This is a genomic window from Paraburkholderia dipogonis, from assembly GCF_042680985.1.
GTDB classification, from domain to species: domain Bacteria; phylum Pseudomonadota; class Gammaproteobacteria; order Burkholderiales; family Burkholderiaceae; genus Paraburkholderia; species Paraburkholderia phytofirmans.
Window position 1 is genome coordinate 120851 of sequence record NZ_JBHUFR010000008.1, and the last position, 11298, is coordinate 132148.

The 11298-nt window shown below is 62.9% G+C and carries 11 protein-coding genes (1 of these 11 running past the window's edge); 7 read left to right on the forward strand and 4 right to left on the reverse strand.

What is annotated here, in order from left to right; all coding sequences use genetic code 11:
• Positions 1-39: 39 nt before the first annotated feature.
• Together ACFSNN_RS10585 and ACFSNN_RS10590 are read right to left on the reverse strand one after the other, a co-directional pair.
• A complete protein-coding gene (locus tag ACFSNN_RS10585; RefSeq protein WP_134456053.1) occupies positions 40-1554 on the reverse strand; it encodes an efflux transporter outer membrane subunit in 1515 nt (504 codons plus the stop codon).
• A 71-nt stretch (positions 1555-1625) separates the two neighbouring features.
• Positions 1626-2063 (reverse strand): MarR family winged helix-turn-helix transcriptional regulator, encoded by a 438-nt coding sequence (locus ACFSNN_RS10590; protein WP_134456054.1) that lies wholly within the window; start codon positions 2061-2063, stop codon positions 1626-1628.
• 235 nt (positions 2064-2298) lie between these two features.
• On the opposite strand from ACFSNN_RS10590, the gene ACFSNN_RS10595 reads away from it, so the two are divergent.
• The 5 genes from ACFSNN_RS10595 (at position 2299) to ACFSNN_RS10615 (ending at position 6868) form a co-directional block, all read left to right on the forward strand.
• Positions 2299-2982: an FMN-dependent NADH-azoreductase gene (locus tag ACFSNN_RS10595; protein WP_134456055.1), complete on the forward strand. Its 684-nt coding sequence runs from the start codon at positions 2299-2301 to the stop codon at positions 2980-2982.
• On the forward strand, positions 2979-3410 hold the full coding sequence (locus tag ACFSNN_RS10600) for a cupin domain-containing protein (RefSeq protein ID WP_134456056.1): 432 nt from the start codon (positions 2979-2981) through the stop codon (positions 3408-3410). The genes ACFSNN_RS10595 and ACFSNN_RS10600 overlap by 4 nt, the downstream gene beginning before the upstream one ends.
• A gap of 351 nt (positions 3411-3761) precedes the next feature.
• Complete coding sequence (locus ACFSNN_RS10605) at positions 3762-4625, forward strand: DUF5672 family protein (protein WP_377689161.1); 864 nt, start codon at positions 3762-3764, stop codon at positions 4623-4625.
• A complete protein-coding gene (locus tag ACFSNN_RS10610; RefSeq protein WP_134456058.1) occupies positions 4622-6037 on the forward strand; it encodes a hypothetical protein in 1416 nt (471 codons plus the stop codon). The genes ACFSNN_RS10605 and ACFSNN_RS10610 overlap by 4 nt, the downstream gene beginning before the upstream one ends.
• Before the next feature lie 138 nt (positions 6038-6175).
• On the forward strand, positions 6176-6868 hold the full coding sequence (locus ACFSNN_RS10615) for a methyltransferase domain-containing protein (RefSeq protein WP_134456059.1): 693 nt from the start codon (positions 6176-6178) through the stop codon (positions 6866-6868).
• A 187-nt stretch (positions 6869-7055) separates the two neighbouring features.
• On the opposite strand, the gene ACFSNN_RS10620 is transcribed toward ACFSNN_RS10615, so the two are convergent.
• Positions 7056-7427 (reverse strand): hypothetical protein, encoded by a 372-nt coding sequence (locus ACFSNN_RS10620; protein WP_134456060.1) that lies wholly within the window; start codon positions 7425-7427, stop codon positions 7056-7058.
• Positions 7428-7627: 200 nt separating this feature from the next.
• Between ACFSNN_RS10620 and ACFSNN_RS10625 the strand changes: the two genes are divergently transcribed.
• Both ACFSNN_RS10625 and ACFSNN_RS10630 read left to right on the forward strand, forming a co-directional pair.
• On the forward strand, positions 7628-9499 hold the full coding sequence (locus tag ACFSNN_RS10625; protein WP_134456061.1) for a glycoside hydrolase family 15 protein: 1872 nt from the start codon (positions 7628-7630) through the stop codon (positions 9497-9499).
• A 117-nt stretch (positions 9500-9616) separates the two neighbouring features.
• Positions 9617-10969, forward strand: coding sequence for an MFS transporter (locus ACFSNN_RS10630; RefSeq protein WP_134456062.1), 1353 nt, complete (start codon positions 9617-9619; stop codon positions 10967-10969).
• Positions 10970-11163: 194 nt separating this feature from the next.
• On the opposite strand, the gene ACFSNN_RS10635 is transcribed toward ACFSNN_RS10630, so the two are convergent.
• A protein-coding gene (locus tag ACFSNN_RS10635) for a penicillin-binding protein 1A (RefSeq protein WP_377779168.1) crosses the window boundary here: on the reverse strand, positions 11164-11298 show its final stretch. The gene runs 2373 nt beyond the window's last position; the window shows 135 of its 2508 coding nt (coding positions 2374-2508); its start codon lies off the right edge, out of view — the gene reads right to left on this strand; it ends in the stop codon at positions 11164-11166.

Genomic DNA, 11298 nt, shown 5'->3' on the forward strand with positions numbered 1-11298 from the left:
GTGGGTCCTGACAGATTGGCAAAGTGTCGCGATGGCGCTTTAACGCGCGGCGGCGACGACGGGATTGGCGGAAGCGTCTGGAACGGCGGCGCTGCTGGTGATCGAAGCGGCGCTATCGACATAACCGCCGCCGAGCGCCGCGGCCAGCGCGATCTGCTGATCGCGCCGGTTCATCTTCAGATTCGCGACCTGCTGGTCGGCGGCGAGCGCCGTGGTGTCGGCGTTCAGCACCGTCAGCTGATTCGTGAGGCCGGCCTTGTATTGCACGAGCGCCAACTGATCGGCGCCGCGGGCGGCTTCCTGAGCGGCTTGCGCGTCGGCGAGCTGCTCGTCCGTCGAACGGATTTGCGCGAGTTGCGTCGCGACTTCGGACAAGGCGGTGACCAGCGTCTGGTTATATGTGGCGACCGCATAGTCGAAATCGGCGTAACGACCTTTCAATTGCGCGCGCAATTGACCGCCGTCGAAAATCGGCAAATGAATCGCCGGGCCGACCGACGCCGTGCGGCTCGCCGCCGTCAGAAAACGGCCGAAACCGAACGCGTCGAGACCGATCGCGGCGCTCAGATTGATGTCGGGATAAAACTCGGCCTTGGTTTCCTTGACGTCGTGCGTGAGTGCATCGACGCGCCATTTCGCCGCGACCAGGTCCGGGCGGCGGCTCACCAGATCGGCCGGCAGGTTGTCGGGCAGGCGCACTTCGTCGCCCGCGCCGAGTGTCGGGCGCGCGATGGCGAGACCGCGGTCCGGTCCGGCGCCGAGCAAGGCGGCCAACTGATAACGCGTCGTGACGATGCTGCCGTCGATCGCTGCCAGCGTCGCGCGGCTGGTGGCGAGGTTCGCCTGCGCGGTCTTGCGTTCCACTTGCGTGTCGAGGCCCGTTGCAATGCGCCCGGCGGTAATGCGGTCGATCTGTTCGCGCTGCGTGATTTCTTCCTGCGCGATGTCACGCAACGTATAGAGGCGCGCAAGCTGGTTGTAGTCGCGGGCCGTAGCCGACGTGAGGGACAGCTTGACGACTTCCGCGTCCGCCTGGGTCGCCTGCAATTGCGACAGCGAGGCTTTCAGCGCTTCACGATTCTTGCCCCACAAATCGAGATCGTAGGACGCGGACAGCAAGCCCTTGTTCTCCGTTTGCCACGAACCGCCGTACGGCGGCGGCACGAGCGCCGTGCCCGAATACTGCTGGCGCGTCAACGAATAGTCCGCGCCGACTTTCGGCAGGGTGCTCGCCTTCGCCGTGTCGCTGTACGCGGCGGCCGCGGCGACGCGGGCGCGAGCCTGTTCGACCGACGGGTTGCCCTTCAACGCTTCAGCGAGCAAGGCCTTCAGTTGCGCGTCGCCGAACTGATCCGCCCAATCGGCGGCCGGCCAGTGACCGTTGTCCTGCGGAATGCTTTGTTGAGTCGCGTAGGTCTGCGGCTGCGCCATCTGCTTGTCGCTCGAGATACCGGCGTAATTCGCGCAGGCGGACAAAACGCCCGCGAAGATCACCGTCACGCCGGTCTTCGCGATCCGCGAGCCGGTTATCCGTGGAATTAACTGTGGTTTCATTGTCTGACTTGTCAGATATAAGGTTGAAAAAATTGCCGCGAGCGTTCGCGGCCTGTTTGGCCGGCCCTCGCCTACTCTGCGAGAAACTTGTTCAGCAGACGGCGCAACTCCTCGAATTCGGCTTTCGTAAACTTTCTCAGACGGCGGTTCAGCACCACCGGCGCGATCTCCGGAAGCCGCTCGGCGATGGCCTCGCCCTCATCCGTCAGTTTCAGGTTGACGACGCGGCGGTCTTCGATGCTGCGCGAGCGTTCCAGCAAGCCCTTGATTTCCAGCTTGTCGAGCATGCGCGTCATCAGGCCCGTGTCGATGCCGAGCAGCCGCGACAGTTCGAACGGCGTGGTGGCGACGCCGCGACGCATGGACAGCAGAATGCCCATCTGCTGACTGGTGATGTCCAGATCCTTTAGCGCGGCGTCCATTTCGTTGATCAGCAGGTTGCGTGCTTTGTTGATCGAGAAACCCACGCTCAGCGTCAGGCTGAAATTGTCCGGCGTGTAGTGATTCATTCGTGACCCCTTGTTCAGTGCGTTTAACTTTATCTGCAAAGTCAGATATTCTCAAGGGTCGCTTCCGGCATATGACTGTTTCATTTAGAAGCCCTATTCCCTCCTGCGCCGGCTACCGGGGCCAGTCGAAGTGGTCACCTTGAATTACCTAAAATCGGTCATTCCACAAAGCCAGTCCGGCATTTAATCTGTTCTCACGCTAAACCACCCATTCACTCCCGCAAGGACGGAAATCATGAAGATCATGCACGTCGACGCCAGCGCGAAACGCGAGCGATCCAACTCCCGCGCATTGAGCCGCTATTTTCTGGAACGCCTGCGCGAAGAAGGCGCGCAGTTCGAAGTCGATTATCTGGATGTCGCGATCGACACCCCGCCGCATGTCGACGAGGCGTTTGCCGTCGCCACGTACACGGCCGCGCAGGATCGCACGCCTGCCATGAAGGCGACGCTGGCAGGCTCGGATGCGTTGTGCCAACGCCTGCTCGACGCCGATGCGTTCGTCTTCGCCATGCCCATGTACAACTGGTCGATGCCTTCCGCGTTCAAGGCGTTTATCGACAGCATCACGCGTACGGGGCTGACCTATGTGAATGCGGACGACGGCCGCGTGGTCGGTCAGCTTTCACGTCAGAAGGCGCTCTTCATTACGAGCCGCGGCGCGGATTTGCGCGCGGGTTCGCCTTATGAAGCCATGGATGCGCTCACGCCTTCGCTGAAGGCCGCCTTCGGCTTTCTCGGCGTGGCGGATCCGACCTTTGTCGATGCCCAGCCGCTGCAGTTTGCCAATCCCGAAGCGCGCATTGAAGCGCTTCAGCGCGCGCGTGCTGAACTGGACGCGGTGGCGTCGAGCTGGGTGTCGTCTTCAGCGAATTCGAGCGATGAAACCTTTAACGCTTTGTCAGGAGTCACAGCATGACAATCCGCACACTGATCGCGGCGGCCACGTTCGCCAGCCTTTCCCTCCTCGGGACTGCGCACTCCGCATTCGCCGCTGACGCAAGCGCGCCGCACGAAACGATCACGCCCGCGTTCACCGAGGCGATCGCCAACGTGCCGGGCAAGACGATGACGGCGCTCGTCGTCGAGTATGCGCCCGGTGGCAAGTCGACGCCGCATCGGCACGGCCAGGCTTTCGTGGTCGGCTACGTGCTGTCGGGGGCGATCCGCAGCCGCGTGAACAACGGCGAAGAACGCGTCTACCATGCCGGCGAACACTGGACCGAGAAGCCCGGCGTGCATCACACCGTGAGCGAAAACGCGAGCGATACCGAACCCGCCAGGCTGCTGGCGATCTTCGTGGCTGACACGAAAGACAAGAATTTGGTTACATTCGACAAGAAGTGATGGAATTGGCGTGACCGGATGAGCCGGCACGCAGACCAGCGCAGGGGCTTGTCGCCCCTGCCTCCCCGACGGGGAAATGTCGTTCCCCGATAAATAGGCATGCGAATCGATGCCGCACCGGCTTCACTCATTTGACAAGGTATGCTCGATCCCGGGCTGTACAATTTATGCCCTCTACGATATTTGTAACGAAGACTCGCCTGATGTCCGCGACGACCTATCCAGCTTTCAGTCTTGCGCGCCCTACGCCTCGCTGATCGGGCATGCGGTCCTGGTCATCGGAAAGAGAACTTGAACCACTTTGCCACAGCACCGCCGGACCAACCCGCACTAATGAGCAGCAACCCGATCGTGGATCTGAGCTCAGTGACCGTATGCGCGGCCGACTCGATCCATCCAGCGCTCGCCGCTCGTGCGTTGGACATCTCGGCGGCCCGCTGCACGTTCGCGGACGCAATCCTCTTCACTCACGAGACCGTACCCGCCCGTGCGGCGCGCACGGTGCTGATTCCGCGCCTGCAGTCGAAGCAGGATTACTCCGCCTTCATGATCAAGCATCTCGTGAATCACGTGACCACGCCGTGGGTGCTTGTCATCCAGTGGGACGGCTATGTGCTGGACGCCACGGCGTGGAGCGAAACGTTTTTCGGCTACGACTATATCGGTGCATGCTGGCCGTTCCACGCGGACGGGATGAACGTGGGCAATGGCGGGTTTTCACTGCGCTCGAGAAAGCTATTGCAGGTGCTCGCCGGAGCACGGTTCGAATTTCTGCCCGGCGTGAACGAAGACGATCTGATCTGCCGGACTTATCGGCCGTTGCTCGAAGCGGAGTACGGTATCCGTTTTGCGCCTGCGGATGTCGCAGCCCGGTTTGCTTATGAGCACATCCGCCCTGACGATCCGACATTCGGTTTTCATGCTGCGTTCAACATGTGGCGGCATGTCGACGATGACATGATGATGGAGATGGTCGGCGCGCTCGACGTCCGGACCTTCACCTCCAGCGAGGTCATGCAATTGCTCATGGCTTACTGCAACCTGCGCAAATTCGCCTGCATAAAGGTGATGTATGAACGGTACCGGAGTCTCTGGAGCACGCAGCAGATCGTGCAGAACATGCTGGCAACCGGGGTCCCCGGTGAAGCTATCCTGCAATACGTCGACCTCTGCGAAAGGCTCGTGAACAATGACAACCGAGGATTCGGCACTTGACGACGACCATCGAACCTGAACAGCGGCTTCACGCCGCCTATGCGCGTCACGAGCACGATCCGCACGATCTTGCGAACGTACGCGAGATTTGCGACACGCTGATCGCGCTCACGCGTGAGGACGAACTGCTTCCATGGGCAGACCGAGCGCTGGCGCTCGGCGCGCAACACCCCGATTTTCTTGCGATGCGCGCTTTCGCATTGGACCTGCAAGGCCGGCACGCCGAGGCGGTCGAGACACGCGTGCACGATCCGTCGATGTCGAGCGACCCCGCGCTCTCCAGGCTGCGACTCGGCTATAGCCTGATGATGGCCGGCGATCTCGAACGCGCGATCCCATGTCTGGACGAGGCGCGCCAGCCGTCTGCTTCCGCGACACCGCGGATCGTTGCGACAGCCGGGCATCTTCTGGGTGAGGCGATGCTCAAGTCAGCAGACACGCGGGGCTTCGCGCACTGGCTCAAACGCAACGAATCCGGCGATGCGGCCAGTTATCGTCCGGTTGGCATCTCTGAATGGGCCGACGAATCTGACCTGCGCGATCGACGCGTGCTCATCGCACATCAATTGGGTTTCGGCGATAACTTTCTGCTGGCGGCCTGCGTGGCTGACTGGCGGGCCGCCGGCGCGACTGTGATGATCACTTGCGACCCGCAGGCGCATGCGCTCATGGAGGCGTCGCTGCCCGAGTGCGAAGTCGTCAGCGCGGAACGTCCGTCTGCCTTGCACGGTGCACTGCCCGACGCGGTGCGGCTGCGCGTCGAGGCGTTCGCGCCGCATCTGTACGCGACGCTGCTGCATCTGCCGCTTCTGAGTGCCGCGCAGCAACCCTCCGCGTTCCGGTTTCGGCCGTACATTCGGGCTCCGCATGCGAAACAGCAGATTGCGGCGGAGTGGGCTCGGCAACTGCGAGCACAACATCCGGGAAAGAGGCTGGTCGGCCTGTTCTGGGATTGCTATCAGCGACACCTGCCTCACGTCGGCAGCGCGATGCGGTGCTGGGCTATGCGCCGCAGCCTGCCGCTCGGGGCGGTGAACCGGATCGTGACGGACTCCTTCCTGAGCGACCGGATACAGTTCGTGAACCTGCACCACCCGGTGACCGAAGCCTTGGCCGGCGCACCGGCCGGCGACGTCGACCGCTATCTGCCCGGCATCCATTTTTTCGACGACACCGCCGCGTGCATCGGCGAGTTGGACGCGGTGGTCGCGGTGGACTCGGCGGTCGCCAATCTTGCCGCGATGATGGGCAAACCGACTTGCGTGCTGCTCAACACTTCTGGTGACTGGCGTTGGGGCAGCCAGGGAACCACCAGCCCGTGGGTTGAAGGCGTGACCGTGCTGCGGCAGAGACACGAGGGCGACTGGGGGCCCGTCGTTGAAAACGCAGCGACATGGCTAGCCACGCTGTGAACATGCTCGGGCCAGCTCGCGCGATGGACTCTGCAGCCCCGCCTTTCTGGTGTGCGATAGCAACGCGTCGTCGAGCCATTCCCTTTGTGCCGGCGATTGCGCTGCGTCGCCCAGCTTAACTTCATCCGGAGAACGGCTATGCATCCCACCGCCATGCAAAACTGCCAACAATTCTTTGACTGCTACGCGCCGTATGTCGCCTTGCCCGACGAGAAAGTGAGCGTGATCGAAATTGGCAGCCAGAACGTCAACGGCTCGCTGCGCAGCGTGTGTCCGGCAGCCTTTGCGTATACGGGGCTCGATTTCGTGGCAGGCTGCGGCGTTGACGTGGTGCTGCAAGATCCCTATGCGCTGCCGTTTGCCGACGAAAGCGCCGACATCGTGCTCGCCAGTTCCGTCTTCGAACATTCAGAGATGTTCTGGCTGCTGTTTCTCGAAGTCATGCGCATCCTCAAGCCCGCGGGACTCTTTTATCTGAACGTGCCTTCGAATGGTGATTTTCATCGGTGGCCGGTCGATTGCTGGCGCTTCTACCCGGACAGCGGCAACGCTCTCGTGGCATGGAGTAGACGAAACGGCATGAGTCCGCTTTTGCTCGAATCGTATACGAGCCTGCAGCACGCGGACCAGTGGAACGATTTCGTTGCCGTGTTCCTCAAGGACGAAAGCCACGCTCGACGTTATCCGCTGCGCATTCTGGAGCACAAGCGCGATTTCCTTAACGGCATCGTCGCCGACGAGCCGGGTCGCTTCCTCAATTATTCGCAACTGCCGCAGGATCGGATCAGGCTGAATACGATTCGCGAGGCGGTCGATCAGGCGCTTTCGTGACGGGCTAAGCCCGCACTGATGGTCGCACGCGAACGGAGACGGTGTTAGGCATGTCGCCGGCCGTGGTTGGCAGGCTCTTCAAGAAACGCTACACCGCGCGGCGACTCCGCGAGTCGCCGCTGGTCATGGAGGCCAGAACGCGGCTTCGCGCTGAATGATGGATAACACGCTGAGGAGCCCACCGCGCCTAAAACTTCGGATGACATTCGAAACTCATCGACGACCCGTGCTCCGTCAGCCCTTGCACGCCGCTGACGGTTTCCTTCGTCACGCTGGTCTGCATGCCGCGACGCTCGCAGTAATCGCGCGCTTCGCTCATCGCCTGCTCATGCGCGCGGGCCCACGCGAGGCGTCCGCCTGTCGCGCTCGCCGCGACCGTATAGGTATTGGCTTTGCTGGTGGCGACCACGTCGCTTGAACTGGCGCAGCCGACGAGGCTCGCGCACGCGGCCACAGCCGCGATGAAGGCACGGGCCCGTCCCGACAATGCGCTTCGCGCCGCGAGCGCCCCGGGTGCCTGGCTCCGTTCGGGTATGCGGCCTGAGACAGCGTTGAACATGTATCACCTGCACATTTTTGCGGATTGACCAATCGTGAAATTATCCGCAATCACGCGTTAGAGATCAGCCTCGCCACCCGAAAACACTGTTGCGTGCGCCCGAACAATCCCAGTCCGGCCCGCGCGAATTGCGCGGCACGGACGTTGCTGACAGGTCTTCGTGTGAGCGCATCGCGGCTCGCTTCACGGAGTGTGCAGACATGCCCGATCAACGACCTGTTCCACCAAGACCCGCCCTGCCGACCGACGCGCGCGGCATGATCGGCAACATGAAAACCACGGCGCTCGTCTCGCTGCGCGGCTCGATCGACTTCATGTGCTTTCCGCGCATCGACTCGCCGACGATTTTTGCCGGCCTGCTCGAGCCGTCGCGTGGCGGCGCTTTCTCGATCGAACCTACGTTCGAAGGCGCCAACGTCAAGCAGATGTATCTGCCCGACACCAACGTCCTGCTGACCCGCTTCATGACGCCCGAGGGCGTGTGCGAACTGATGGACTTCATGCCGGTTCCCGAGGATGGCAGCGGCGCCGATGCCGCCGCGCCGCTACCCAACTGCGTGATCCGCGTCGTGCGGGTCGTGCATGGGCGCATGGCGTTCAGGATGCGTTGCGAGCCGCGCTTCGACTATGCGCGCGGCACGCACACGGCTCACATCGATAAGAACGGCGCCGTGGAATTTCACGCCGCCGCCAACGCCGGCATTGAAAGCGGCCAGCAACTGCGCCTGAACAGCACCTTGCCGCTCGCGCTCGACCACGGCGCCGCGCACGCGGAATTCGAGCTGAGCGATAGCGAGACGGCCGGCTTCGTTTTCGGCGAAGCCGAAGGCTTGCGCGAAAAGTCGTTCGATTGCGAAGCGGCGTTGACCGATACGATCCGCTACTGGCGAAGCTGGTCGGCGCAATCCACGTATCGCGGGCGCTATCGCGAAGTCGTGATGCGCTCGGCGCTGACCTTGAAGCTGCTGAGTTCCAGCGAGCATGGCGCGATCGTGGCTGCGCCGACCTTCGGGCTCCCCGAAGCGCTCGACGGTTCGCGCCGCTGGGACTACCGCTTCACATGGATTCGCGACGCCGCGTTCTCCGTGTACGCGCTGCTGCGTCTCGGCTATACCGGCGAAGCGCGGCATTTCATGACATGGATCGCCGGACGCAGCCGGCAATGCGATTCGGACGGCTCGCTGAACGTCATGTACACCATCGACGGCAAGGAGCCGCCTGAAGAAACCGAAATCACGGCGCTGTCGAACGGGAACGGCGTGGCGGGCGTACCGCTCGTCGGCAACGCGGCGCGCGACCAGGTCCAGCTCGATGTGTACGGCGCGCTGCTCGACGCGATCTATCTGTACAACAAGTACGGCGCCGCGATCTCGCACGACGGCTGGCGCGACGTCACGCGCACCGTCGACTATGTCGTCGAACACTGGCGCGAACCGGACCACGGCATCTGGGAGTTTCGCAACGGCCTGCGGCCCCTGCTCCATTCGCGGCTCATGTGCTGGGTCACGGTGGACCGCGCGCTACGTCTCGCGGAAAAGCGTTCTTTGCCTGCGCCGCTCAAAAGCTGGTTCGACGCGCGCGACGCCATCCACGCCGATATCCACGAGCACTTCTGGAACGAAGAACTGAACGCGTTCGTGCAGACGCCGGATTCGCAACGACTCGATGCGTCCGCGTTGATGATGCCGCTCGTGCGCTTCATCGGCCCAACCGATCCGCGCTGGCTCGGCACGCTCGACGCGATCGGCAGGGAATTGAAGGTGGATCCGCTGATCTTCCGCTACACGCGCGGCACGACGCTCGACGGCTTGCCCGGCGTAGAAGGCGGCTTCAGCGCCTGTTCGTTCTGGTATGCGGAAGCGTTGGCACGAGCCGGACGCGTCGACGAAGGCCGCCTCGTGTTCGAGAAGATGCTCGCGTACGCGAATCACGTCGGCCTGTTTTCCGAGGAAGTCGCCACCAGCGGCGAAGCACTCGGCAATTTTCCGCAGGCGCTGACGCATCTCGCACTGATCAGCGCGGCGTACCAGCTCGACCGCAATCTCGACAAGGTTCACGTTCCGTGGACCTGAGCACGCCGCATCGCTTGCATCGTTGATAGCGCAAAAATCTTCCGGAATCGGTTTTCAGCGTCTAGTCTGTAACGACATCATTTAAACCAGCCGGACGCTGAACCGGAGGAGACATCGATGGATCTCGAAGCACGCACCATGAAACGCGTCACGGTTCGGCTCGTGCCGTTCCTGATTCTGTGTTATTTCATTGCCTATCTCGACCGCGTCAACGTCGGCTTTGCCGCACTGCAGATGAACAAGGCGCTCGGCCTGTCCGCGAGTGCTTTCGGTTTCGGCGCCGGGATTTTCTTCATCGCGTATTTTTTCTTCGAAGTCCCATCTAATCTGCTGCTGGAGAAATTCGGCGCGCGCCGCTGGATCGCGCGGATCATGTTCACGTGGGGCATTCTCGCAGGCGCGATGGCGTATATCCCAGATATTGCGCGCTTCACGGGGCTCTCCGCCGCGCACGTGTTTTACGGCTTGCGGATTCTGCTCGGCGTCGCCGAGGCGGGTTTCTTTCCGGGCATCATCTTCCTGCTCACGCTGTGGTTTCCCGCTGCGTATCGCGGTCGCGTGGTCGGTTATTTCATGGCGGCGATTCCGCTGTCCACGGTGATCGGCGGCCCGATTTCGGGCGCCTTGCTGTCGATGGACGGCTTCGCCGGACTGGCCGGCTGGCAGTGGGTCTATCTGATCGAGGCCGCACCCGCGCTGGTGCTCGCGTTCGTCGTGCTCTCCTACCTCACCGACAAGCCCGCCGACGCCACCTGGCTCGCCGCCGACGAACGCGGCTGGCTGGTCGCGCGCCAGGCGCAGGAGCGCGCGCATCGCGAAGCGGTGCACACGTTCAGCGTGAAAGAGGCGCTCTTCAATCCCCGCGTGCTCGCGGTCGCGCTGATCTATTTCGGTGCGAACGCAACCAACTACGGGCTGAGTTTCTTCCTGCCGCAGATCGTCAAATCGTTCGGGCTCACCAACCTGCAGACGGGTTTCGTGACGTCGCTGCCGTATATCGTCGGCGTGATCAGCATGGTGTTCTGGGGACGGCACTCGGACCGCAAGCTCGAACGCAAACGCCACGTGGCGATCGCGCTGCTGGTGGCGGCGGGCGGCATCGCGGCGGCGGCCGGGCTCGACAATCCGGTGCAGAAGATGATCGCGTTGTCGATTGCCGGGTTCGGTATCTTCGGCTGCCTGCCGGTGATCTGGACCTTGCCGGCCTCGTTCCTGTCGGGTGCGGCGGCGGCGGGCGGCATCGCCGCGGTCAATTCTCTGGGCAATCTGGCGGGTTTCTTCGGACCGTATGCGATGGGCTGGATCAAGGACAGCACCGGCGGCTTCGGCGCCGGTTTGTTGTGCCTGGCGGGCGCGGGGCTGGTCGGCGTCGCGGCTGTGCTGTTGCTGCATCACGATGCGTCGCTTGAGGCATCGGCGGGGGTTTCGGATCGGGAGGTGGCGGGGACAGGCGAGGCGGCTCGGTCGTAGAGACGCTGGCTGGGTGCCGTCGAAGCGAAGCGCGTCAGGTCGCGGTGACGATGAGAAAGCCTAGCGTGAGGCCGGCCGCGCCGGTGAAAAACAATGTGCGGCCTAGGCGCATTTGTGGAATGCCCCGCGCGAGTTCAGCCGCACGAGCCAAAAGCGCTGCCTCGGCTCAACCACGCAGCGCTGCGCAACACCGCTCACGGCGACCCGCGCCCGCCCGCCGACGTCTCCGGCAGCGCGTTGGCCGGACTGCCGGCGTCCGGCGGCACCACATCGTCCGGCGTGGGCGTCGGCGCCAGTGCCGGTTCGCCGCCACCGCGCGCTTCACCGTC

Coding starts and splice junctions, on each gene's coding strand:
- ACFSNN_RS10585 (WP_134456053.1), bottom strand. CDS start 1,554: ATGAAACCACAGTTAATTCCACGGATAACCGGCTCGCGGATCGCGAAG.
- ACFSNN_RS10590 (WP_134456054.1), bottom strand. CDS start 2,063: ATGAATCACTACACGCCGGACAATTTCAGCCTGACGCTGAGCGTGGGT.
- ACFSNN_RS10595 (WP_134456055.1), top strand. CDS start 2,299: ATGAAGATCATGCACGTCGACGCCAGCGCGAAACGCGAGCGATCCAAC.
- ACFSNN_RS10600 (WP_134456056.1), top strand. CDS start 2,979: ATGACAATCCGCACACTGATCGCGGCGGCCACGTTCGCCAGCCTTTCC.
- ACFSNN_RS10615 (WP_134456059.1), top strand. CDS start 6,176: ATGCATCCCACCGCCATGCAAAACTGCCAACAATTCTTTGACTGCTAC.
- ACFSNN_RS10620 (WP_134456060.1), bottom strand. CDS start 7,427: ATGTTCAACGCTGTCTCAGGCCGCATACCCGAACGGAGCCAGGCACCC.
- ACFSNN_RS10625 (WP_134456061.1), top strand. CDS start 7,628: ATGCCCGATCAACGACCTGTTCCACCAAGACCCGCCCTGCCGACCGAC.
- ACFSNN_RS10630 (WP_134456062.1), top strand. CDS start 9,617: ATGGATCTCGAAGCACGCACCATGAAACGCGTCACGGTTCGGCTCGTG.